General features: G+C 60.5%; 20 protein-coding genes and 1 pseudogene. 8 read left to right on the top strand and 13 right to left on the bottom strand.

The annotated features are described in order from the left end of the window. Positions 1-8 precede the first annotated feature (8 nt). From tssI to tssB, 9 genes are all read right to left on the bottom strand, one after another. A complete protein-coding gene (gene tssI, locus ACIPIZ_RS13260) occupies positions 9-2,018 on the bottom strand; it encodes a type VI secretion system tip protein VgrG (protein WP_064390544.1) in 2,010 nt (669 codons plus the stop codon). A 55-nt stretch (positions 2,019-2,073) separates the two neighbouring features. Next, complete coding sequence (locus ACIPIZ_RS13255) at positions 2,074-2,637, bottom strand: hypothetical protein (protein ID WP_401165637.1); 564 nt, start codon at positions 2,635-2,637, stop codon at positions 2,074-2,076. 58 nt (positions 2,638-2,695) lie between these two features. Continuing rightward, positions 2,696-5,236 carry a type VI secretion system ATPase TssH gene (gene tssH / locus ACIPIZ_RS13250; RefSeq protein ID WP_401165635.1) on the bottom strand — a complete coding sequence of 847 codons (2,541 nt, stop codon included), beginning with the start codon at positions 5,234-5,236 and terminating at the stop codon, positions 2,696-2,698. A 1-nt stretch (position 5,237) separates the two neighbouring features. Next, complete coding sequence (gene tssG, locus ACIPIZ_RS13245; protein WP_122854544.1) at positions 5,238-6,263, bottom strand: type VI secretion system baseplate subunit TssG; 1,026 nt, start codon at positions 6,261-6,263, stop codon at positions 5,238-5,240. After that, positions 6,227-8,020 carry a type VI secretion system baseplate subunit TssF gene (gene tssF, locus ACIPIZ_RS13240; protein ID WP_105709166.1) on the bottom strand — a complete coding sequence of 598 codons (1,794 nt, stop codon included), beginning with the start codon at positions 8,018-8,020 and terminating at the stop codon, positions 6,227-6,229. The genes tssG and tssF overlap by 37 nt, the downstream gene beginning before the upstream one ends. Further along, positions 8,004-8,447 carry a type VI secretion system baseplate subunit TssE gene (gene tssE / locus ACIPIZ_RS13235; RefSeq protein ID WP_105709167.1) on the bottom strand — a complete coding sequence of 148 codons (444 nt, stop codon included), beginning with the start codon at positions 8,445-8,447 and terminating at the stop codon, positions 8,004-8,006. The genes tssF and tssE overlap by 17 nt, the downstream gene beginning before the upstream one ends. Before the next feature lie 15 nt (positions 8,448-8,462). After that, the gene (locus ACIPIZ_RS13230) at positions 8,463-8,960 is read right to left on the bottom strand and encodes an Hcp family type VI secretion system effector (RefSeq protein WP_064390538.1); all 498 of its coding nucleotides are present in this window, start codon (positions 8,958-8,960) and stop codon (positions 8,463-8,465) included. Positions 8,961-9,062: 102 nt separating this feature from the next. After that, positions 9,063-10,544: a type VI secretion system contractile sheath large subunit gene (gene tssC, locus ACIPIZ_RS13225; protein ID WP_064390537.1), complete on the bottom strand. Its 1,482-nt coding sequence runs from the start codon at positions 10,542-10,544 to the stop codon at positions 9,063-9,065. Positions 10,545-10,574: 30 nt separating this feature from the next. Beyond that, positions 10,575-11,117 carry a type VI secretion system contractile sheath small subunit gene (gene tssB / locus ACIPIZ_RS13220; RefSeq protein ID WP_064390536.1) on the bottom strand — a complete coding sequence of 181 codons (543 nt, stop codon included), beginning with the start codon at positions 11,115-11,117 and terminating at the stop codon, positions 10,575-10,577. Between the two features lie 226 nt (positions 11,118-11,343). Between tssB and ACIPIZ_RS13215 the strand changes: the two genes are divergently transcribed. From ACIPIZ_RS13215 to tssA, 5 genes are read left to right on the top strand one after another with little or no spacing between them, the layout of a single operon-like run. Next, a complete protein-coding gene (locus ACIPIZ_RS13215; RefSeq protein WP_038366227.1) occupies positions 11,344-11,793 on the top strand; it encodes a hypothetical protein in 450 nt (149 codons plus the stop codon). Between the two features lie 46 nt (positions 11,794-11,839). Beyond that, entirely contained in the window at positions 11,840-13,171 is a 1,332-nt protein-coding gene (tssK, locus tag ACIPIZ_RS13210; protein WP_122854607.1) for a type VI secretion system baseplate subunit TssK, read from the top strand. An 18-nt stretch (positions 13,172-13,189) separates the two neighbouring features. Then, positions 13,190-13,954 (top strand): DotU/TssL family secretion system protein, encoded by a 765-nt coding sequence (locus ACIPIZ_RS13205; protein WP_064390534.1) that lies wholly within the window; start codon positions 13,190-13,192, stop codon positions 13,952-13,954. Further along, positions 13,951-17,772, top strand: a complete 3,822-nt coding sequence (locus ACIPIZ_RS13200; RefSeq protein ID WP_401165631.1) for a type VI secretion system protein — start codon at positions 13,951-13,953, stop codon at positions 17,770-17,772. Before ACIPIZ_RS13205 ends, ACIPIZ_RS13200 begins: the two co-directional genes overlap by 4 nt. Further along, positions 17,769-18,851 carry a type VI secretion system protein TssA gene (tssA, locus tag ACIPIZ_RS13195; RefSeq protein ID WP_064390532.1) on the top strand — a complete coding sequence of 361 codons (1,083 nt, stop codon included), beginning with the start codon at positions 17,769-17,771 and terminating at the stop codon, positions 18,849-18,851. Before ACIPIZ_RS13200 ends, tssA begins: the two co-directional genes overlap by 4 nt. Here the strand turns inward: tssA and ACIPIZ_RS13190 are convergent. The 3 genes from ACIPIZ_RS13190 to ACIPIZ_RS13180 form a co-directional block, all read right to left on the bottom strand. Beyond that, positions 18,848-19,816 (bottom strand): 2-hydroxyacid dehydrogenase, encoded by a 969-nt coding sequence (locus ACIPIZ_RS13190; RefSeq protein ID WP_401165628.1) that lies wholly within the window; start codon positions 19,814-19,816, stop codon positions 18,848-18,850. The genes tssA and ACIPIZ_RS13190 overlap by 4 nt on opposite strands. A gap of 139 nt (positions 19,817-19,955) precedes the next feature. Continuing rightward, complete coding sequence (locus tag ACIPIZ_RS13185) at positions 19,956-20,480, bottom strand: cysteine hydrolase family protein (protein ID WP_253483000.1); 525 nt, start codon at positions 20,478-20,480, stop codon at positions 19,956-19,958. 222 nt (positions 20,481-20,702) lie between these two features. Then, complete coding sequence (locus ACIPIZ_RS13180; RefSeq protein ID WP_401165626.1) at positions 20,703-21,086, bottom strand: tautomerase family protein; 384 nt, start codon at positions 21,084-21,086, stop codon at positions 20,703-20,705. A 248-nt stretch (positions 21,087-21,334) separates the two neighbouring features. Here ACIPIZ_RS13180 and ACIPIZ_RS13175 point away from each other — a divergent pair, with 248 nt between their 5' ends. The 3 genes from ACIPIZ_RS13175 to ACIPIZ_RS13165 all read left to right on the top strand — a co-directional run bounded on the left by ACIPIZ_RS13175 (position 21,335) and on the right by ACIPIZ_RS13165 (position 23,294). Further along, positions 21,335-21,487 carry a hypothetical protein gene (locus ACIPIZ_RS13175; RefSeq protein WP_401165624.1) on the top strand — a complete coding sequence of 51 codons (153 nt, stop codon included), beginning with the start codon at positions 21,335-21,337 and terminating at the stop codon, positions 21,485-21,487. 110 nt (positions 21,488-21,597) lie between these two features. Then, positions 21,598-21,780: a hypothetical protein gene (locus tag ACIPIZ_RS13170; RefSeq protein WP_064390528.1), complete on the top strand. Its 183-nt coding sequence runs from the start codon at positions 21,598-21,600 to the stop codon at positions 21,778-21,780. Positions 21,781-22,013: 233 nt separating this feature from the next. Further along, positions 22,014-23,294 (top strand): HAAAP family serine/threonine permease, encoded by a 1,281-nt coding sequence (locus ACIPIZ_RS13165; protein ID WP_064390527.1) that lies wholly within the window; start codon positions 22,014-22,016, stop codon positions 23,292-23,294. Positions 23,295-23,513: 219 nt separating this feature from the next. On the opposite strand, the pseudogene ACIPIZ_RS13160 reads toward ACIPIZ_RS13165, so the two are convergent. Beyond that, a pseudogene (locus tag ACIPIZ_RS13160) lies at positions 23,514-24,009 on the bottom strand (aconitase family protein); the annotation flags it as partial.

Genomic DNA, 24,009 nt, shown 5'->3' with positions numbered 1-24,009 from the left:
TCTCCTTGTCAATTGACCTGCACCAGACCGCCCTTGATGGTCAGCATGCCGCCACCGTCGACGGTCTGCGAGGCAGCGCCCTTGTTGGTCAGACTGATGCCGGCGTCGTTGGTCAGCGTCGTGCCGGCCTTGTTGTCCAGCGAAGTTCCGGCCTGATTGGTCATCGCGGTGCCGGCTTTCTGTGTGATTGAAGTGCTCGCCGACGTCGCCAGATCAGCGCCGCTCTTGATCGTGAAGCTGCCGCCACTTTGCAGGGTGAGGGTGCCGCTGACCTTGATGGTCAGGTTGCCATCCACGGTCAGGCTGTAATCACCGGTGACTTTGTCGGTGTAGTTGCCGCCGGTGCTGTGGTTCTGATCAGCACCGACTTTCACCGTACGGCTGTCTTTCACATCGAGGCTGTCGCTGCCGGTCTGGATCGTGACGCTGCGCTTGCCTTTTTCCAGCGTGACGGTTTCGTCGCCGTCCTTCACCGTGCGCGTGCGGGCGTTTTGTACGGTGAGGGTTTCGTCGTGGCCAACGATGGCGGTGGCGTCGTTGAGCACGTTGATGTTCAGATCTTTTTGCGCCTGCAAGAACACTTCTTCAGCGTCCTTTTTGTCTTCGAAGCGCAGCTCGTTGAAACCGCCGCCACCCTTGGATGACTGGGTCTTGATTCCCGATTGTGTCTGATTGGCCGGGAGGGCATAGGGCAGGGCGTTGTCGCCGTTGTAGACGCAGCCAGTGACCAGTGGACGATCCGGATCGCCGTCGATAAACGTCACGATGACTTCCTGGCCGATGCGCGGGATGAACTGCATGCCGAACCCTTTGCCACTCCACGGCAACACCACGCGCACCCAGCAGGAGCTGGTTTCGTCATTCTTGCCATCGCGATCCCACGGAAACTGCAACTTGATCCGGCCGTATTCGTCGGTCCAGATTTCTTCACCGGATTTGCCCACGACGATCGCTGTTTGCGGATGCATGCGTGGTTTCGGCGTGGTGCGCTGCGGGCGAAACGCGGTGCTTTTGGGGATCGCTTCGAAGCGGTTGCGATAGCTCTCGTGGCTGGCGTCGTGAGTGACGCGGGTCACCACCCAATCGATGTTCAGGCTGCTGTCGTCATGCCCGTCGAGGGTGAACCAATGCCCGGGAATCAGCCAGCGACAGTCACTCTCGCCAACAAAACGCTTCTCCTCGCTGCGCAAGCCATCCACCCGTTGCTTGGTCAGGGTATCGCCGCGCGCCTTGGCGTTGTAACCACCCGGATGCGCATAGATCGAAAGTGGCCCGGCTACGGCTTCTGCCTGTCCATAAAGAGAAGTTGTTGGGGTGGTGAATTCATAATCCGTCGCCCGGTACACTCCGGACACGGCCTGTAAACTGACTTGGCCGCAACGGATGCCGTGCAATTCTCGTTCGCCCAATCCTTGACCCAGGTACTTGACCGTCGGCCCGTTGGGGATCTGTACGAAAGCGTCGTTACTGTCGCCGAGCACCAGCGTGTGCGTGCCGGCGTCATGGGTAAAAAACCAGAAAATCCCGTCCTCCTCCAACAAGCGCGAGACGAAAGCGAAATCCGTTTCACCGTACTGCACGCAGTACTCGCGCGGCGTGTAACTGCCGGTCAGCGACAGCTTGAAGTCAGTGAAACCGTAAGCCTTGAAAATGGTCGTGACGATGTCCGCTGTCGCGAGGTTCTGGAACACTCGGTTGTTGCTGGCCAGAGTCAGCCACCAGAGCCACGGCCTGAGTACAAGCTGATAGCGTTCAGCCGTGGCGTCGGCGGGGAGTTGTCGGATCTCGGCGACCAAGGCGTCAAAGGGGCGTTGTTGGGCATCGTTGTGCAGGGTGGTGGTGACGTGTGTAGCGACGGCCGAAGTCAGGGTGAGGGGCGCGCCGTCATTGAGCCCGTTGAGGGTTTGCACGCCCAGCATATTGAGCGCTTCGTTACCGGAAAGGGATTCAGGGTAAAGCGCCGACAGCGAGGCGGCGGTGAGGGAGAGGGTGGTGGCGCTGTCGGAGGAGCGGGGCATCGAAAATACTCACGTGATAATCAATATTCAGTGCCAACATTGAATAATCAACGAACTAGTTGATTGGATCCGCTTGATGTCGTGAAACCAAGTGCGCGAACGCGGTTATATGTTCGGATGCGTTGAACTGCTGTCGTGCTTCTGCGTTATTTATAGGGTCCACAGGGCCGGGGTGCGGAAACTGCAATCTGAACTGTTGTAAGATCCAATCGATAAGCGCCGCCAGATTGGTCAAGTCAGGAACTGGTGCTGCATTCATGTCGAGTAAAAGCACGTCTCCGGTACCTTCCTGGTAACTGGGCATGCCTGCCTGAGCAACAGACAGCACTGCCGCGGGGTAATAATGGAAACCCGTGGCGTAATAGTAAATATAGTGAACGGCGCCCACTTTGGTAGTCCAGAGGAGTTTGAAAACAGCCGAATCGAGCTCAACTTTTCTGTGGGATTCCTCGGTAGCCTCTTTGGCGCAAGTCACGTAAGTATTGTCATCATCATCGTTTCCGCCAAAAACACTAGGGAACCCCGCACAATATGCGGCGCCCCCGGTATAGGGGTTGAGCAGGGACTTTACACCCCAATAAGCAACGCCATTGCTAACAGGGAAAACGTAAACTTTCATTTTAATACTCCATTTCAAAATGTTGATTAAAATTTACTGCGCAAGACGCTGACACTGCTCATTCCAACACCCACTCCGCCAGCTTTCCCGTCACCTGCGTCATCAACACATTCTCGACATCCCGTGCACCCGCTGCGCTGCACTTGGCGAGTACGGCTTTGACGATTCCTGAATCAAACTCGAACTGTTTGCCCGTTGCCGCCTTGTAACGTCCGCGCAATTTCTCCAGCTTGGCCAACACGATGCCTTCCAGCGTTGCCTCGTCCAGCGGTCGATAGGCAACCACGGTCATGCGCGCCAGAAACGCGGGACGGAAGGCTTGTAGCAGGACGTTGTGCAGGGCTTCGTTGAAGGCTTCCGTGCCGAGTTGTGCCACCGGCGTATCAAGTAAAAGCTCAGCGCCGACGTTGCTGGTGGCGAGCATCACGGTGTTCTTGAAGTCCACCACCAACCCGGTGCCGTCCTCCATCAGGCCCTTGTCGAAGACGTTGTAAAACGCCTCCAGCACATCCGGGTGCGCCTTCTCGATTTCATCCAGCAACACCACCGAATAAGGTTTGCGCCGTACTGCTTCGGTGAGTACACCACCACTGCCATAACCGACGTAACCGGGCGGTGCGCCCTTGAGTTGGCTGACGGTGTGCGCCTCCTGGTATTCCGAAAGATTGATACTGATCAGGTTGCGTTCGCCGCCGTATAACGCGTCGGCCAGCGCGTAAGCGGTTTCGGTCTTGCCCACACCCGTGGGCCCGACCAACAGGAATACACCGACCGGTTTTTGCGGGTCGGTGAGGCCGGCACGATAAGCCTGCAAACGCTGAGCGATGGTATTGAGCGCGAGGCTCTGGCCCATGACCCGTTGGCCCATGCGCTGGCCGAGTGTGCGCACGGCGTGCGCTTCGTCGGCGAGCATCTTGCCGACTGGGATGCCGGTCCAGCCGGCGATCACGGCGGCGACGGTTTTGGTGTCGACCTGCTCCGGCACCAGTGGATCGTCCTGGCGAATCGCGTCGAGCCCGGCTTCCAGACGCAGCAGTTCGGCGGCCAGATAATCGATGCGACTGTCGGTGTCCTCATCGGGTTTATCGTTGTCGGCGCGCTCACTCAACTCGAGCAATTCGCGGCGCGTGTCGAGCAATTCGCGCACGGCTACGCGCTCCTCACCCCAGCGGGTTTCCAGCTCGCGAATCGCTTGCACGTTGCTGCTCGATTCGCTTTCCAGCAGGGTGATGCGCTCGCGATGATCCAGCCCCGTGGCTTGTTCGCGACGCAGGCGTTCGACTTCATCCTTCAAGCTGTTCTGCCGATGGCGCAGGCTTTCCAGTAGCGGCGGTACGTCGTGCTGACCGAGGGCGACGCGGGCGCAGGCAGTGTCGAGGACGCTGATGGCTTTGTCCGGTAGTTGCCGGCCGGAGATGTAGCGGTGCGAGAGTTTGACGGCTTCATGGATCGCTGCGTCGAGGACCTGCACGCCATGATGCTGTTCGAGTTTGGCGGCCACGCCACGGAGCATTTCCACGGCCGTGATCTCGTCCGGCTCTTCAACCTGCACCAGTTGGAAGCGACGGGCCAGGGCCGGATCCTTCTCGAAGTATTTTTTGTATTCCATCCAGGTCGTGGCCGCGAGGGTGCGCAACTCGCCACGCGCCAGCGCGGGCTTGAGCAGGTTGGCCGCATCGCTGCCGCCTTCGGCACCGCCAGCACCGATCAGCGTGTGGGCTTCGTCGATGAACAGGATGATCGGTTTGTCGGCGCTGCGCACCGCGTCGATCACGCCTTTCAAACGTTGTTCGAATTCGCCTTTGACGCCGGCGCCAGCCTGCAACAAACCGAGGTCGAGCACGCGCAGGCTGACTTCCTGCAATGACGGCGGTACATCGCCGGCCGCGATGCGCAGGGCCAGACCTTCGACCACGGCGGTTTTGCCGACACCGGGAGCGCCGACCAGAATCGGGTTGTTCTGCCGACGCCGCAACAGAATGTCGATGCACTGGCGGATCTCGCCGTCGCGCCCGACAATCGGATCGATACGTCCGGCGTGGGCGTCGGCGGTCAGATCCTGAGTGTACTGATCCAGCACCGAGTCTTGCCGTGGCGTCGGGTTGCCAGCGCAGGCACTGCGCGCGCCGACATGCTCGCGAGAGTTTTCCGTCCACTCCAGCAGGTGGGCGCGCAGGACTTCCTTAGGGATTCTCAGCAGCGACGATGCACTGTTGAGCAGCAGGCTGCGACGCTCATCACGATCAATCAACGCCAGTAACAACAACCCTGAACGAATACTGTCGATACCCAGCACGCTGGCCTGCACCACCGCGTCCTCCAGCAGTCCCAAGGTGTGCGCAGACAACGCCGGCGTGCGGGTACTGCCAGCCTTGAACAGATCCAGTGCCTTGTTGATTTCGGCCGTCAACGCATCACGTTCAAGACCGAAACGCGGCAGCAGGAAAGCCAGGTCGCCGCCTTCGATGTCGAGCAGTTCGAGGAGTAAATGTTCGATCTCGACAAAGTGGTGACCGCGTTGCAAACACCGTTGCGCTGCACGTTCGAGCGCACGGCGGTTATCCGGGTTGAGGCGTCCGATCAGGCTGGCCAGTTCCATTTCAGGTGATCTCCAGCTGACGCAGACGGGTTTCGATCGTTTGTACCGCGAGGCTGGCCTGCCGTTGCAAACCACCGTTCCAGCTGAGCAGGGACGGCGCCTGGCGCCCCAGCCTCATCGGCCCGGCACCGCGCACCAGCAGCACCAGCTTGACGTCCAGGTCCGGACCGAAATACAAGGCGGCGAGGCTGGCCAGGGCTGGATGTGCTTCGCCGTCCGGCAAAAAACGCCCGGCTTGCGCGGCGGGCAACGGCCCCAGCGTCAAGCGGATACCGGCGTGTTCATCCCAGACCCGTGTTCCCGCCACGGCTGTGCGACCGAGTTGCAGGTTGCGCCCGCCAGCCTTCATCAAACTGCGGCTGGCCCGCGGAATTTCGCGCCATGCACCTTCGTAGGCACTGAGTTCAACCGGCACCGCGAATTGCTCGCGGACGATCGCCGCAAACCCGGCCAACGAACGACGCCCGTCGGCAAACAGCGCGGTACAGGCCAGCACCGCACAATCGGGAACGGCCTGGCGCTCCTGCAGGGATTTGGGCAGCAACCCGGTCAGTGCGCGCAATTGTGCCTGCACGGGCGAAGCACCGGGCGTGACAAAACCCAAGGCGATTCGATGCTTGCGCATCACCTTGTAGAGCAGACTGAGCAGGCGATGCTGGAACAGATCAAGAAATTCTGCGGGTGCATGATCCTTGACCCGTGCCCGCTGTTGCAGCCATTCCTGGTAGGCATAGGGCAGGGGGCCGTCGGGCCCGCCAAGACCGAAGACCGGCGTGTCGATGGTCAACGGCTCGCCGGGTTCTTCGCGCAGATCTTCGATCTGGCTGGCGGCAAACATCGGCGTCAACGGCCCGCGCAGTTTCAGTGCTTCCGCCTGGGGCGCTGTGCCGCTGCCGAGCGATTCGGCTTGCGGCTGTTCGCGCTCCAGCAGCAGCAACGCCTGCAGCAATTCAAACGCCTGCGGATCGCGGCGCAGACGCTGGCTCAAGGTCAGAGCGACAGCGGCATGCCGGCTTGGGGTTGCCATACCTTGACCTCCTTGTCGGCCTGCATGAGCACTGTGCGCACAAAGCGATTGGCTGTGGCGTACACCGAGAAAAACTGCGCCAGCACGGCGGAAAACAACACCGCGCTGCTGCCGACAAAATGCTGTGGATCAAGCTGCAATTGCACCTCCAGACCGTTGCGCCAGCCACGCCAGGCGTCGGCGCCGACATGGCCGATCACCCGCTCGCAACTGAGGCTCAGCAGGCCTTCGATCTGGCGGATTGCACTGGCCTCATCGCGCAGGTTGTGCAGGTGCAGAATCTCCTTCAGCGCATCCAGCGCTTGGGGGCCTTCGACCAGCGACAGGTGATTGAGGGTCAGTTGCGACACCAGTCGCCAGCGCGAATCGCCGTCCAGCCGCGGCAGGCTTTGTGGGCTCGGCGGATTGCGCAGGCGCGCCCAGGCCACCGGGCCGGGACGCTCGAAACCCAAAGGTGTGCCGGCGGGCAAACTCTGCGCCAGATGACGATTGGTGCAGAGCAATTCGGCGGTGAGGCTGTAATCGGGCAGATCGGTCAGTGGGTCGAATCGGGTGTCGACTACGCTCAGCAAAAGATCGCTGCCGAGGCGGTTCGGGGTCATCCCGCTGACGCGCCGCGCATGCCAGTAACGCTGTTGATCGCCGCCGCTGTGCTGACTGCCGTAATACGCCGGCAGCCTTTGCACGCCGGCGCTGGAACTGGCGCGCACGCTGCGAATACTGTGGATCTCGACACTGTTTTCGCGGTGGCTGTCGGCGATCAGCCGGTATTCGCTGCGCGTGCCATCGGGACGCAACGGTTCGGAAGTACGCGGGAAGAGGTTGATCACTGGCGCACAGCCGAGCGCGATATCACTGGCCTGCAAATGCACGCGGCTGGCGGGTGCACGGTCGAAGACGATGTACAGATACAAGGTCTGGCTGTCGCTGCTGACGCCGCTCAGCGGCAGGTCGAAGAAATGGAATTTGTCCGCGAACGCAAAGTATTCGGCCAGCAGACGCATGCCCGGGTGCACGCCATCTTCATCGGGCAACAGCACTTCGTCATCGCTGAAACCGACGATTTTCGGCAAGCCCTGCACGCTCGTCGGCACACTGCCCGGCGAACCCGCGAGCACCTGCACGGCATGGGCGCCAAGCAAGTCATACAGGCAGGCGTTGATCACCGGCGAGGCGGCCAAGTGAATGCGCAATCGTTCGATGCTCAACTCGCACCACTGGCTTTCACCCAGGCAACTGAGACTCAGGCGCAATGCTGAACGTGATTGCGCCACGCCAGTCAATGCCTGCGCTTCATCGCTGCCCAGCAACAGCGCTTCGGTCACTGCCACCGGCCACAGGCACACCGCGGCAGAGGTGCGAAAGTGCAGGCTGTCGCCCTTGTGAGTGGTGACGAACAGCGGAGTGTCGCGGGGCAGGGGATAGCCTTCATTGAGGTTGCCTTTGCTGGGGTCCGGCTCGAACTGGACGATGGCGCAGGACGGCAGGGGGCGCATTGCCAACGGATAGAGTTGTTCGAGCAGGGCATCGCTGAACTCGGCATAGTCGTCATCCAGGCGCCGCTGCAGCCGTGCGGCAAGCAGAGCAAAACCTTCCAGCAAACGCTCGACATGCGGATCGGGGCATTCACCGGGGGACAATTCCAGGCGCCGCGCGACTTTCGGATAACGCTCGGCGAACTGGCCGCCAGCGTGCCGTAGCCAGGTCAGTTCGCGCTGGTAATAATCGAGCAGTTGCGGGTCAATCGAGTCGCTCATGGCGCACCTCCAGTCCTTGTCCACCGGGCTCGATGACAAACGCGACCGGCCAGTGCTGCTGGCCGCTGCGCAACTCGCCGATCAGGCGAATGCTCATCTGCTGCGGTTGCTCGGGCACGGGGTTGACCTGAACGTCGCCCAGGCGCAGGCGCGGTTCGAAATGGTTGATGGCTTCGCGGATGTCCCTTGCCAATCGACGCCGGTCGTCGCTGCGCTGCTGTTGCAGGGCACTCCAGTCGGCGATGCCGTAGTCGATCACGCTGGGAGGCTGGGTCAGCGTGTGCGGGCCCCGGCGCGTATTGAACAGGCGCCCGAGCTCGGCGTGCACCGAGTCGAGCAGATCCTGTCGACCGAATTCCCGCGTATCGTGCGTCTCGCTGGAGGCGAGGCGTTCGAACAACGGAGGGCGCATGCCGCTGCCTGCCATGGCCGGGACGCCGGGTTAGCTGACAAGCTTGTTGGCGGCCATGTCCCACGTCGACGCGGCGGTGCCTTCCTTGGTGCCGTCGTCTTTCTGCGCGGTGAGTTCCCATTTGATCTTGGTGAAGTTCAGTGACACGGTTTCTACCGGTTTACCGCCGGTGCCGCCGCTGACACTGACGTTGGACAGCACCACGTTGGTGAGGGTGTAGACGATAAAGGGCATCAACTGCCCGCTGCCTTCGGCGGCGTTGCGACCGATGGTGATGATGGCTTCGGGGATCGGTTTGCCGGCGCAGCAGTATTCGTTGAGTGACGGTGTCGAACTGTCGACGAATTTGGTCAGGGTGAACTCGCCGATATGCGGTTTGCCGGAGGTGCGCTCCGAGTTGCTGACATCGTTGGTGACTTGCATGGCGACGTTGTGGCTGTAGGACATGACTTCGATCTTGTCCGCAAAACCTTCGAGCAGGCTGTCGCCTTTGATATCGCCGCCGAGGTCGAGAATGATTGCATCCATCGCTTGAAACTCCTGAAGAAAATCACATTAGGCAAATGGGCTGAACACGAAACCCGTGGCGAGGGGATAAATCCTCCCGCCATCAGGGTTTTCTCTGGGGCTTTAAGCGGCAACCGGCGGCGGTAAGGTCGCCACCAGGCGGATCGACGCCGTCAGCTCCTCAAGCTGGAAGTGCGGCCGCAGGAACACCGTCGCGCGATAAGCGCCCGGCTTGCCGGCCACCTCGGTGACGTCCACGCGGGCCTCACGCAACGGGTACTGCGCCTTGATTTCCTGTGGCGCGTTGTCGTTGATCAGCACGTAATCGGCGATCCAGTTATTGAGGTAGGTCTGCACGTTGTCGCGGGTCATGAAACTGCCGACCTTGTCGCGCATGATCACCTTCAGGTAATGGGCGAATCGCGAAGCGGCGAGCACGTACGGCAACATCGCCGAGATCCGTGCGTTGGCGTTGGCCTCGTTGGTGTTGTAGACCTTGGATTTGTTAGTGGTCTGGCCGCCGAAGAACACTGCGACATCGCTGTTCTTCTTGTGGCACAGGGCGATGAAACCGAGGTCGTTCAGCTCTTTTTCGCGGCGATCGGTGATCGCCACCTCGGTCGGACATTTCAACGACAAATCGCCGGAGCTGGTACGGAACGTATGCGCTGGCAGACCTTCCACCGCGCCACCTCCTTCAGCGCCACGAATCGCCGCGCACCAGCCGTACTTGGCGAACGCCTCGGTGATGCGTTGTGACAGCGCCCACGCGGCGTTGCCCCACAGGTATTTGCTGTGGTCGGTGCCGTTGACGTCTTCGACGTAATTGATGCCTTCCACCGGCGATGTGTCCGGGCCGTAGGGCAGGCGCAGGAGGAAGTGCGGCAGCACCAGAGAGACGTAGCGCGAATCTTCGCTCTCGCGGAACGAGCGCCACTTGATCAGCTCTTGGCTCTCGAAGACTTTCGACAGATCACGCGGCACGGCCAGTTCGGTGAAGCTGTTCATGTCGAACAGGCGCGGGCTGGCGGCGGCAATGAACGGTGCATGTGCAGCGGCGGCAACGTTCGAGAGTTTTTCCAGCAGGCCGATGTCCTGCGGGTGACGGCCGAAGGTGTAGTCACCGACCAGCAAGCTGAACGGATGGCCACCGAAGGTGCCGTATTCCTCTTCGTAGATCTTCTTGAACAGTGCGCTCTGGTCAAATTCGACGGCCTTTTCCAGGTCGTTCTGCAGCTCTTTCTGCGTCACGTTGAGCAGGCGCAGTTTCAGCCGGGTGCTGGTCTCGGTGTTCTGCACCAGCATGTGCAGGCCACGCCACGAGGCCTCGAGTTTTTGCAGGTCGGGGTGGTGCAGCACCTCGTTGAGCTGGGCGCTGATCAGCTCGTCGATCTGGCTGATGCGGTCGTTGATCATCGCCACGGTGTCCTTGTCGATGGCCATGCCTTCGTCAAGTACCTGAGTGGCGAATTCCGCGAGCATGTCGCGGGCGTAATCCTGCTGACTGTCATCGTGGGCCATGCGGCCCTCGAGAATGATCTGGTCGAGCAGGGATAAAGTCTGGTTCGTACCTTCACTGGCTTGTTGCTGGGCGGCGGCTGGCATGACGAATTCTCCCTCGATTCAAGTGGACGATCAGGCTTGCGGTTCGGCCGGGGCCTCGGCGTCAGCGGCCGGGGTAGCGGTGTCTGGGCGGGCCGATTTGATTTCCTGCAGGCCTTCGGTATTGGCGATGACATCGCGCAACAGCTTGTCCAGGTCATCGTTGCCGTCGAGCTTGGTCAGCAGATCGCGCAGGCGCTGGCGGGCCTCGAACAAACGGCGCAGCGGCGTGACTTGCTCCACCACTTTGACCGGGTCGAAATCGTCGATGTGTTTGAAATTGAGTTCGATATTGAGCTTGCTGTCGTCGCCGCTGAGGGTGTTGTTGACCTGCAGCGTGGCGCGCGGGCTGATCGAGGCGAGCACTTCGTTGAAGTTGTCGCGGTCGATTTCGGTAAAACGCCGTTCAGTCAGTTTTGCCAATGGTTCAAGCGGCTTGCCCGACAGATCGGCGAGAATTCCGACGACCAGCGGCAATTCTTTTTTCTCGATGGCGTTGCCGATTTCGACGTCGTAGGTGATTTGTACACGGGGCGGACGCACCCGGTCGAGCTTGTGCTGAGTACTTTCTGCCATGACGGCGGACTCCGATGCGATGGGCGGGCGCAATGCATCGGGAGGCCCGTTCATCGCTTTCCCTTACTGGACCGTAGGTTAGAAAGGGGAGCAGATGACCTGTCGTTCCTTTGACAAACCTTCCTCATTCGACAGTGCCTGTCGAACTACCCAAGACGCTAGAACAGGTCTATAAAAAAGCAAGCAAAAACATTTTTGGACAGGTTCGTGAAAAGGAAAATTCATTTTGCGTACACGACTTTTTCTAACGCTGATATTGGTGACTCTGGCCGGTTGCTCGTTCTTCGGGCCGAAAGTGGACCTCGACAGCCTGACCCTCGACGTCGCCCCGAAAGCCAACGACGACACGCCGATTGCCGTGGACTTCATTGCGGTCGCCGACCCCGACCTGCTCAAGCAATTGTCGGGCATCAGTGCCAGCCAGTGGTTCGCCGGGCGCGAGCAGTATCAGCGCGACTATCGTCAGTTGATGAGCGTGTGGGGGCTGGAGCTGGTGCCGGGGCAATTCATCGACCGCCAACCGTTCCCTTTGGGTGGCAAGAAGGCGGCTGGACTTTTGGTCTTCGCCAGCTATAACACTCCCGGAGCGCACCGCTTGCGGCTCGATGATCAGAGCGAAGCGTGGCTGAAATTCGACAGCCGCGAGATGAGTCTGGTCAACGCCACCGAGCACTGAAATGCCACCGCTGCCGCCGGATCGCGGCCTTGTCGAAGGGAGTCGTATGAGTCTGCTACCTGACGCGGTTTGCTGGCACGAAGGCATGCAATTGCTGCCGCAGCATTTTCAGTTGCAAGGGCTGCGCGCCGAAGCGCTCGGCGCACATCTGGCGCTGGCATGTAATCCTTGGTTCTGGGGCGTCAGCCACATGGAGTTCGATCCATCGGCGCTGAGTGCCGGGGTAGTACGGGTGTTGTCGCTGCAGGGCACCATGCCCGACGGTTTGCCGGTGGACTTGCAGGCCGGGGTCGGACCGACACTGGAGCTGGATGTCAGCGCGGCGATCGATGCTACCGACGATGCGACGGTCATCGTGTACCTGGCGATCAGCCCGATGTGGCGGGCCGGTCAGTTGCTGCCGCTCAAGGGCCGCTTGCAGTCGGTGGTCGGCGAGGCGTTGCCGGATCTCACCAGCGGCGAGTTCCCGGAGTCGATCACCGTCTGGCGACCCAACCCGCGGTTATGTACGCAACTGAACAAGGCCGATTCGATCTGCTTGCCGCTGCTGAAAATCCGCAAGGAGGGCGGCGGTTTCCTGCCGCTGTCTTACACCGCGCCGACGCCGACCCTGTTACCGGAATCGGCGCTCGGTCGACGCATCGCCGGCCTCTGTGCGCGGGCACGGGAAAAGTGCCTGTTTCTCGGTGGTCGTTTGCGTCAGGCACAACAGGCCGGCAATCAGGACGATGCGCTGGAAATCCGTCGTCAGTTGACCGCGTTATGGCTGCGCCTGCCGGAAATCGAAGGCCTGCTGAACAGCCGCATCGCGCAGCCGCAGATCCTCTACGTGCAATTGCTCGGGCTGGCTGGTGCGTGGTCGGCGCTCGATCCGCTGGCCGGTGTGCCGGCGTTTGCGCCGCTGGATTTTCTTGAGTTGCAACGCGGTTACGACGCCGTGCTGCAATGGCTGGAAACCACCCTCGAACTGATCCGCGCCGGCTACCGCAGCTTGCCGTTCGAGCGTGGTGAACAGAGCTTTTCGATTCAATTGCCGGACGAGCAGCCGAGTCAGCGTCTGGTCATTGGTCTGCGCATGCCCAACGGTGCCAGCGAGCAAGCCGCGATCGACTGGTTGCGCGGCGCGATCATCGCTTCGGCGCCGCACATCGCGTTGCTCAGTCGTCAACGCATGAGCGGTTTGAGCCATCAGGCCATGAGCCGCAGCGAACAGGTGGCCTACAGCGTCGGCGAGGACACGCGGCTGTTTGTGCTGACGGCCGAAGGCGCGTGGTTCGACGCGCAACTGCCGCTGATGATCGCCGCACCGGCGGCGAAGCTGACCAGCAGTCCGTGGCAAGTGGTGCTGTTTGTCGCCCAGAACAGTGAAAGCGCCTGATCACACAAGGAACGCCGTATGTCGCAAGGAAGTGCCGCAAGCCTTGGGTTGCAGGACGCACCGTTGAGCAGCGCGTTCCGCCAGACGTGGCAGCAATGGCAACAGGACTGGGTGCAATTGCCCAAGGACAGCGAGGACGAAGCGGCGTTGGTGGAGACCGTTGTCGAACTTTCGACACAGGCTTCGCAGCGATTGTGGCGCACCGCTTATGCGCGGGTCGGCGATTCGGCGACCGAGCAGGTCAAGGCGCTGGTGTATGCATTCGTCGCGCTGGTCGATGAAACCCTGCTGTTCACGCCATGGCCCGGACAAGCGGCGTGGCAGGACAAACCCTTGGAGTCGCGGCTGTACGCCAGCCGGCAGGCCGGTGAGCAAGTACCGGCGGCGATTCAGACACTGCTCGACGAGCAGCAGCCGACCACCCGCGATCTGGCCAATGTCTATCTGCAGTGCCTGATCCTCGGCTTTCATGGGCGTCTGCGTGGCGAACACAGCCAGGCGCAATTGGAGAAGTGGCGGTTGGCGCTCTACACCTTTGCCTGGCAGGACGAAGCGAGTTATGGCGGAGTCAGTCAGCGCTTGGTGCAGCCGTCGCTGACCACTCCATTGCAACTGCCGGTGCGCACGGCGCTGCCGGATGGCTTTCGCCTGGCGCTGGGGATTCTGGCGATGCTGCTGTTGCTGACCGGGCTTGGTCAGTTCCTCTGGCGTGACATTCAGTCGGAGCTGGACCCGGTGCTGCAGATCATCGACTCGATGGCGCCAGCGGAGCAAGACTCATGAGTACCCTGACGATAGTCGCGTGGATTGTCGCGTTGCTGCTGGTCGTGGTGATCATCGCCGTGGCGGTGTGGTGGTTGCGCACCCAGAGCGGCGCCGCGATCCGCAGTTTTTATGCGGCCGTGCGGCAAATGGAGCAGGAGCAGGGCAGTCACGACCGCTATCAGATGCCATGGCTGTTGATGCTAGGCGACGAAAACCAGGGCACGCAACTGGTCAGTGAATGGCGTCTGCAACCGACCGACAAACCGGCTTGGTTCGGCCGCTGGTGGTCAGATCCCGAAGGCGCTGTGCTGGTGGTGCCGCAGGCGCTGTTTCTGCCCGACGACGGCATGCATTTGCAGCGCGGCGGCTGGTGGCGTTTGCTGGGTTTGATCTTGCGGATGCGCAGCAAGCGGCCGCTGGACGGGGTGGTCTGGCTGGTGCCGGTCAGTCGCCTGAGCAATCTGGAACAGGCCGCCAGCCTCGGTCTGGCCGCGCGCCGGCGCTTCATCGATCTGCTGCAACGTTTTGGTCTGAGTGTGCCGGTGTACGTGATCATCACCGGACTTGAAGAATTGCCGGGGTTCCAGGAACTGATCAGTGCGCTGCCCGACGAGGCCCGCGAACGTACCCTGGGCTGGTCCTCTCCATATTCCCGCGATGCGGTTTGGCAAGGGCAGTGGAGCGATCAGGCGCTCGATCGCATCCATCGCGCGGTAGCGGAAGCCATTATCGAAATCGGCACGTTGTCCGGCCAGTTGAGCGCCGATCTGTACGCCTTGCCGGAGCGTCTGGAAACGTTGCGGCGTGGTTTGCAGAGTGTTCTGGAACCGGTGTTTCAAGGTAACGCCCAGGGTGAAGCACCGTGTTTTCGCGGTGTCTATTTCAGCGCCAGTCAGGCCTCGGAGGATGCCAAAGACGGATTTTCCGCCGACGACAGCGGCTTGCAGCAAAGCGTGTTCGTGCGCCAGTTGTGGCGCCAGCGCCTGATCGGCGAACGCGGGTTGGCGCAAGGCGTGCCGCGCCTGCTGCGTTTGCGTCAGCGTTGGCAGCGGCTGACGGCCGGCGTGGCGCTGGTGGTCGGGGTAATCTGGGCGGTGGCGATGCTTTGGGTCTGGCAGGTGTCGGTCAAGGATGCCCACGAACTGGCGCGGCAGATGCAAGGCGCGCAAAAAGGCTACGTGGCGATCAGCGACGAGGCGCAGCGGGTCGACTCGACTCGACGCAATGTGCAGACCTTTTGGCGTGTGCTGGAGCGTGCGCCGCACTGGAACTACGTTTCTCTGGTGTTTCCGACGTCGTGGTTTTCCTCGCTCGACAATCAACTCGAACAGCAAGTGTTGCAGTCCACCCAGCGCCATATGATGGTGCCGCTGCATGATCTGTTGAGCGCGCAACTGGCGCAGATCAAGGCGATCCGCAGCACCGACCGACGCAGCAGTGTCGAAAGCGACGACCCGGCGCAGTGGCAGAACTATCTGAAGGCGAACGATCTGGTGGATCGGGCCTTGCGTCTGGAACAGCAGAACCAGTTGTTCAATCAAGTGCAGAACAACCCGCGCGCCCCGCTAGACGACCTGGTGCAACTGAGCAACAACGCGCTGTCGCTGAACCTCAACACGGGCACCTTACCCTATGCATCTTTCTACAATCGGCTGCTCGTGGCCGGAGAAGACGGCAGCTTGCAGGCGCTGGATCTGAGCGTCGACCGACCGCAGATCGTCAGCAATTTTTCCGGGTTGATGCAGCGCTGGCTGGATCAATATTTCCTCGCCGACAACTTTGTCAGCAAGGCTGGCTACCTCAAATTGCATCTGGATCAACTGCAAGCTGGCAGCGGCAACAGCCTGCGGGAGCTGGAAGACCTGACCGCGCTGGTCGACGATCTGCAAGCGGCGATCGCCCTGACCAATTCGACGTGGAGTCGCGGCAAGGGCCAGGAGCTGGTGCCGGGTTATGGTGACTTCCTCATCAAAGTGGGCAAGAGCACATTGTTGGGCGCGCAAGTCCAACAAGACCTCGACACGCAAGCGTCACGCTTGCAGCAGAGTTTCCGCGATCAATGGATCGCACAGGTCGGCTCGCGGGACAATTTGCTGGTACAGCAAGTCAGCGGGCAATTGGCGTTGCAAGAGCAAGTGGTGAAACTCGATAACGCGATACAGGCACTGTTCAAGCGCGACTTCGTTTCGGTCGCCCTGCGTGCCAGCGAAGACAACGTCAATATGCAAGGCCAGACCGTGGACGGTGATGACCTCAATGAATCGCTGAAATATTTCGCCGACTACAACAGCTACATCGCCGAAGAACTGCCACGCATTCCACCGGACTATCGCGTTGCGGTGCTCAAAGCCGCCGAGCATGCCGCCGCCCAGGCGATGTGGTTGAGCCTCAAGGATCACAACGATCAGGCGCATCCTTACGCGGTGTTCAATGTGCAGGCCGAGCAAGCCATGGCCCTGCAAAAGGCTTTCGTCGAGGTGCACCGCGCGGATCTCTCCACCCGCCTGCAAGCGGCGCTCAATCGCCGCGCCATGGCGCAGCTTATTGGTGGTCTGGATGAAATCACCGCGCAACCGCTGTTCGGCGGACGGGCCGAAATCAGCCAGTGGGACGGCTCGAAAAACCTCGGACTGGAACTGTTCGGCGCCAGCGACGTGCAGGATCTCAAACTGAGCCTCAAGCAGCAGTTCAACACCATGCTCGGCATCACTGAGCGGCGGACGTCATCGTTGCAGTGGCTGACAACGCAGCAAGCCAATCTGTCGGCACTGGATTACGAACGCGTGACGCAGTTCAGTGCGCTCAACGACGAACTGCGCAAATACAAAGAGGCCAACCCGGCCAGTTCGCCGGCACAGATCGAGCAACTGGTCAGCCGCGATTTCGTCGAGATGGACGTCAATTCCTGCCTGCAAATGTTGCAGACCGCCAACGTCGCCGGCGGGCGCGGCACGTTGGCGATGCGCGCGGTGGAGTTGCAGCAGGAGGCCATGCAGCGTTGCCAGATGCTGCAAGTGCAACAGGCCGCTGCGGCGTGGAATGAGCTGGCCAACTACTTCAATCAATATCTGGCGGATCGCTTTCCGTTCGCTAACGGCGTGCAGATGCAGGACGCCGATCCGGCGCGGGTTGAATATTTTCTGCAACTGATCGACAAAAAACTGCCGGTCGCGCAGGCCGGCCTTGCCACCAACCAGACCCCGGAGCGCCTGGCCGCGGCGGATTTTCTCAACCGCTTGAAGCAGGCGAGCACTTGGCTGACGCCGCTGTTCGTGCGTGACAAGAGCGGCATCCTTGGCGTCGAGCTGGACGTTCGCTGGCGCACCGATCGCGATGATGAGCTGGGCGCCGATCAGGTGATTGCCTGGGGCTTGCTCGCCGGCAATCAGCAAATCAACTATCCGGCAGCCGAGCAACCGAACCTGCGCTGGATGGTCGGCCAGCCTGTCCGCCTGACCCTGCGCTGGGCGCGTAACGGCAAGGAGCGGCCGGTCAATGATCCACAGCAACCGAATCTGGTGGTGCGTGATCTGGAGGCCGGTTGGGAGTACGGCGGGCCATGGTCGCTGCTGCGGATGATGCGTGCGCACTTCTCGGTGCAGCGTCAGCCAAACGTGGATTACACCGATTTCCCGCTGACGTTGCGTTTACCTGTAACCGGGGCGCCGGACAGCGTCACCAGCGAATTCACGCGGATGTTCGTGCGTCTATCGTTGATGAGCCAAGGTTCGAAACTGCCGCTGTCGATTGCACCGTTGCCGACGCGCGCACCACGCTCGCCGTTTCAGTTGAGCAGTAGCACCGCCGCCATTGAATCGCAGAAGGAGAGCTTGTGAGCCTGCCATCGACCGCACTGCCGGACCTGATTGATCAGTTGCTCGCGCCGATCAGCATGGACACGCCCTGCGGCGTCGATTTGCGCTATGAACGCGAGTTCGACCAACTGCGCGACCTGCGCCGCGAGGATGACGCCAGTCTGCCGACCGGGGTCTGGCAGTCGACGTTGAAACGGGCGAACTGGCCAGAGGTGGAGAAACTCACCACCACGCTGTTGCTGGAGCGCAGCAAGGACTTGATGCTCAGCGCCTGGCTCGGTGAAGCCTGGCTGCACCTGCAAGCGCTGGACGGATTGCCCGGCAGCCTTGCGCTGATCGCCGGTTTGTGTGAGCGCTTTCCTGAGCACCTGCACCCGCAGGCCGAGGACGGTGATCAGTCGTGGCGGGTGATTCCGCTGGAATGGCTGGTGCGTCGCTACAGTGAAATATTGCTCACGCGGGTGCCGCTGTTCGGTGCTCGCAACAGCGATTTCGAGCATTACACGCTTGAAGTCTGGCGCCGTTTGCAGATTCAGCAGGTGCAGACCAACGACAGTAAAAATGCCAAGACCTCAGCAGAATCCGCCCGCAGCGAACAGAAGAAAATCAACGAACAGATTCGTGCGACCCCCCTGGCATTCTGGTTACGCACCCAAGGCAATCTGCTGTTGAGCCTGCAACACTTGCAACGGCTGGAGCGCTGGAGCGATGCCTTTCTGGGTGATCAGGCACCGGGGTTGCGTCCATTGCACGAAACCATTCAAGCGCTGCTGACGCTGGTTCAGGAGTTTATCGCCATGCATCCACAACAACCGGCGCCGCCAGCGCCCGTCATCGAAACGCCTGTCGTGGTGGCGCAGCCTGAAGAGCAAGCGCCGACCGCATCGCTGTTTCGTGAGCCGGCCAACCGTGAAGAGGCCTATCGGCAATTGTTGTTGATCGCCGAATACCTGGCCCGCACCGAACCCCACAGTCCGGTGCCGTACCTGATCCGGCGCGGGGTCGAATGGGGCAATAAACCGCTCAGTGAATTGCTCGGTGAGTTGATTTCTGCCGACGCCGAATCGCGACGCTTGTGGACGCTGCTCGGGGTGCTTTAGTGCACCCGCTGATTGCTGATTTTTGGCGGCAAGGCGATGGGCGTCAGCACTGGTTGTCCGGAGAAGAACGCCATCAGGTTTTTCCCTACCAGCTCCACCGTGCCTTGCATGGCTTCCGGTGACAGGCCCGCGACGTGCGGGGTCAGCAGCACATTGCCGAGCGCTTTCAGGGCGTCCGGCACTTGCGGTTCGTGGTCGAACACGTCGAGTGCGGCACCGGCAATGCGGCGTTGCTCAAGGGCGCTGATCAGGTCTGCGGTGGCGATCACGCTGGCGCGGGCAATGTTGACGATGAACCCGTTCGGGCCGAGCGCATCGAGCACCGGGCGCGTTACCAGATGCTGCGTGCCGATCCCGCCTGGCGTAGCGACGATGAGAAAATCCGAAGCCCGCGCTAATTCAGTCGGCGTCGAGCAGAACGCGTAAGGCACATCGCTGCGCAACTGACGGCTGTGATAGCTGATGTCCATGTCGAAGCCCAGGTTCGCCCGTTTTGCAATCGCCATGCCCACCGCCCCCAACCCGAGAATACCCAGGCGCTTGCCGGCCAGCGACGGGCGCATGATTTTCGGCCATTCCCCCCGACGCACCGCGGCATCGCAACGTGGAATGTCGCGCACCAACGCCAATAGCATCGCCATGGCATGGTCAGCCACCGACGAGGCGTTGACTCCGGCGCCGTTGGTCACGGTGATCCCGCGATCGCTGGCCGCTTGCAGATCGACCTGCTCGTAACCGGCACCGATCACCGTGATGATTTTCAACGCGGGCAGGGCGGCGATTTCCTCGGCGGTCAGGCCCAGCGGGCCACGGGTCAGCACCGCGTCGATTCGCGCGCCGTGGGTGGCGATGGCTTGTGCTCGTTCGGCCGGTGTCGGCGCCAGGATCAGGTGAAAGCCCTGATGTTCGAGAATCGGCAAATAGTCATTGATGGTTTCAACCAGTACCAGAACGGTTGCGGGCATTGCGCGGCTCCTGTGAACGTCGGCGGATTGTTCGCGAAAGTCGTTTCAGAGTGCTGATTCCAGAGCGGTTTGGCAATGGTGGCCGCTACCCCGTATCAGCCAGTGTAGGAGCTGAAACGGGGCGCGCGCGGGCGCTTCGTCAGAACGTCACGTCGGCGCTGTTGATCAATCGGGCGAACGCAGCGCCAAGGGTTGCGTTGTGGTGATCGATGATGGCTTGCGCGGGCAACGCCGCAGTGTCCATACAGGTGTGGGCGTCGGCCACCAGCAGCGGTTTGAAGCCCAGGTCAGCAGCGGCGCGGCAGGTGCTGTCGATGCAGAACTGGCTTTTCATCCCGACGATATAAAGGTCGTCGATCTGTGCGGCACTGAGTTGCTGCGCCAGTTCTGTACCGTGGAACGCGTTGGGGCGGGATTTGTTGAAGAGGGTATCGATTTCAGCATCCAGGCCAAGTTCAGGCAGCAATTGCCAGAATGAACTGCCGGCGGCAATCGGCGAACCCTCCGGGCCGGTATGGCGCACGGCGAACACCGGGACTTTTTTCAGCCGCGCTTTCTTGATCAGCCGCTGAATGTTGGCGAGGGCGTGTTCGCCTTCGTAAGGTTTTTCCGGGCCATGGAACAAGCCGACCTGCATATCGATGATCAACAGTGCTGCGGGCATGGTGTTACTCCTTGGGTGCTGCAGATGCCGCACGGACGGGAGAAACAACCAGGCCCCGTCCATTGCTGGCGGGGCCTTGGGTTTGCTGCGCTGGGTTTACCTCACGCACAAACACCACGACCCGCCGGTGGCGGTCGTCGTGGTGGTGCGGGTGAGGTGCAGCGCGCGAAGGTTCATGAGGCCGATCATGCTGGCGCCGGTAGCTGGCTGTCAATTGCGGGGTCAGGTGACGTACTGAGCAATACCATTGCCGAATGACCAGTTCTCTTTTTTCACCTCGATCAGGTTGATGAACACATCTTGCGGGCGTACCGCCAACTGCTTGTGCATGCTTTCTGCGATGGTTTTGAACAGCAACTGTTTTTTCTCCACCGTGCGCCCTTCACTGATGGTGATCTGAATGAACACTACGCCTTCGCTGCGCTGGATCCCCAGATATTGCGGATCGTAAACGAGGTGCTGGCCCTCGTGCTCGGTGAGGATCTGAAAGTTGTCGTGCTCGGGCACATCGATACAACTGCGCAGGGCTGCGTAGATCTGTTCGCCGATGCGTTTGGCGAAGGTGGGGTCGGGGTTTTGTTTGATGTCGACGCGAACGAGAGGCATGGGCAGAGACTCCGGGAGGGGACTCATTCACGCTAGAACATATCAACCACATTGAAAGTGTGGGGTGATGACCTCGCGACTGTTTTTGTATGAGGCTACCTACGAAACTCGCGGATTTTACCTACGCATTTGGCAGAGCCATCTGCTATCGGGCAGACGGTTAACGCGAAATCATGGGGCAGCAATGGGAAGTGGTCCAGGATGGAAAAGCTTCCCGAGCGTTAAATGTCAGCAGCCAAGGAAGGTTCATGCATCTTGATGACCACAAAAATGTGGAGCTCGAAAGGCTACAAACGGAAACCCAAAAGCTCGGCGCGCAGAGGCGCAAGCTTTTGGCGGAGGAAGCACAACTGAAACTTGAGACTTTTTTGTATCCCCTTGTGTGGGGGCTGGGGCATTAACTGCAATTGCCACCGCCGTTGGGCTTTATTTGAAGCTGTAAGAGAGCGCAGCAGGTTGCCGTTGCGCATGCGTGTTGATTCAGAGCACCAAAAAAAGGGAAGGGGGCAGTATGAGCACAGAGGAAAGCAGAGCCAGGATAGACCGACTGTATCAAGAGGAGTTTGAGTTCAGAGAAGCCATGAAGCCCTTTCGCAAAGCCGAAAGGCGTGAAACGGTTTTGCTGTTTAGCCTTGGAATGTTGATGGGCGCGGTGGGGATCGCTTTCGTGATGGTGTTGGCTCGAACCATCTGAATACCCTTGCATGTGCCTGTTAACGACATCATGAATACCTGTTTACGACAGATAATTTCCCAAAAACGACGCCCCGCTGATCTGCTCCGCACAACCATTCCTCAGCTAAGTCTTTGCTTCTGCTCATTTATCGCGGAGAATCGCGCCCCTGTTTCGGCCGGAGCATGTCTGTCGGTTTTTTCCGACGCGTCCTGACCGAGTGGCAAGTGACCGGAATGCGGAGATCCGACCGGATGAATGATCAGGCCAATAGCGTCGAAGAGCGCTTTGATGCAGCAGCACCCGCTGAACTTTCGAGCTGGAATCGCCAGGACACCACCTGGATGTTGGGACTGTTTGGGACGGCCATCGGCGCCGGCACCCTGTTTTTGCCGATCAACGCAGGTCTGGGTGGCTTCTGGCCGCTGGTGATCCTTGCGCTGCTGGCCTTCCCGATGACGTTCTACGCGCACCGTGGCCTGACCCGCTTCGTGCTGTCCGGTCGTGAGGGCGCCGATATCACGGAAGTGGTCGAGCAGCATTTCGGCATCAAGGCTGGTGCGTTGATCACCCTGCTGTACTTCTTCGCGATCTTCCCGATTCTGCTGATCTATAGCGTCGGCCTGACCAACACAGTCGCGAGTTTCCTCGAACATCAATTGCACATCACGCCGCCACCGCGCGCGCTGCTGTCGTTCGTGCTGATCCTCGGTTTGCTGGCGGTGGTGCGATGCGGCGAGCAGGCGATCGTCAAGGCGATGAGCCTGATGGTGTACCCGTTTATCGTTGCGCTGCTGTTTCTGGCGGTGTACCTGATTCCGCACTGGAACGGCGGCATTCTCGCCACCGCTTCGCATGTGCCGGCCCCGTCTGCACTGCTGCATACACTGTGGTTGGCGATTCCGGTGATGGTGTTCTCGTTCAACCATTCGCCGATCATCTCGGCGTTCGCCGTGGACCAGAAGCGTCGCTACGGCGTCCATGCTGAAGAGCGCAGTTCACAGATCCTGTCCCGTGCGCACCTGTTGATGGTGGCAATGGTGCTGTTCTTCGTATTCAGCTGTGTGCTGACCCTGTCGCCGGAGCAACTGGCTGAAGCGAAAGCGCAGAACCTGTCGATCCTGTCGTACCTGGCCAACCATTTCAGCAATCCGACTATCGCCTTCGCGGCGCCGTTGATCGCGTTCGTGGCGATTTCCAAGTCGTTCCTCGGCCACTACATTGGTGCCAGCGAAGGTCTTAAAGGCCTGATCATCAAGAGCGGCAAGCGTCCGGGTGCCAAGGCACTGGACCGTATTGTGGCGGCGTTCATGCTGGTCGTGTGCTGGATCGTGGCGACCCTGAATCCGAGCATTCTGGGCATGATCGAAACCGTCGGCGGCCCGGTGATTGCGGCGATTCTGTTCCTGATGCCGATGTATGCCATCCGTAAAGTGCCGGCGATGGCGCGTTATCGGGGTCAGGCGTCCAATGTGTTTGTCACCGCGGTTGGTCTGGTGGCGATCTCAGCGCTGATCTATTCGCTGACGGCTTAAAGACCGCAGCAACAAGAGACCGCTGCACTCGATGGGTGCAGCGGTTTTTTTTTCGTCTGTTTGAAAGCGAGTTCTATGAAGGTGACAGGGACGCAGAGCGCCCCGGGCTGCATTCCCACGCAGAGCGTGGGAACGATCAAACAGGCAAGCATCATTCTGCAGGTATAAAAAAACGCCGCACATCTGACGATGGGCGGCGTTTTTCAGTGCGTTGTAACGTTAGGCTTGAACGACCGGAATGTTGGCGTTCGCAGCAGCTTCACGGAACTCGGCGATCTGGTCGAAGGACAGGTAGCGGTAGATATCGGCCGCCATGCTGTCGATCTTGCCAGCGTATTCCATGTACTCCTCGACGGTCGGCAGGCGACCCAGGATCGAAGCCACGGACGCCAGCTCGGCCGAAGCCAGGTAGACGTTCGCGCCGTCGCCCAGACGGTTCGGGAAGTTACGGGTCGAAGTCGACACAACAGTCGCGTTCGGCTCTACACGTGCCTGGTTACCCATGCACAGCGAGCAGCCCGGCATTTCCATGCGTGCGCCAGCCTTGCCGTAGATGCCGTAGTAGCCTTCTTCGGTCAGTTGGTGAGCGTCCATCTTGGTCGGCGGCGACAGCCACAGACGGGTTGGCAGCTGACCCTTGACATGATCCAGCTATTTACCGGCAGCGCGTAAGTGACCTTTGTTGGTCATGCACGAACCGATGAACACTTCGTCG

It is taken from the genome of Pseudomonas sp. NPDC087690 (assembly GCF_044743175.1).
GTDB lineage: Bacteria > Pseudomonadota > Gammaproteobacteria > Pseudomonadales > Pseudomonadaceae > Aquipseudomonas.
The sequence above is the reverse complement of the archived record's forward strand: the minus strand, read 5'-3'. Positions and strand labels throughout refer to the sequence as shown.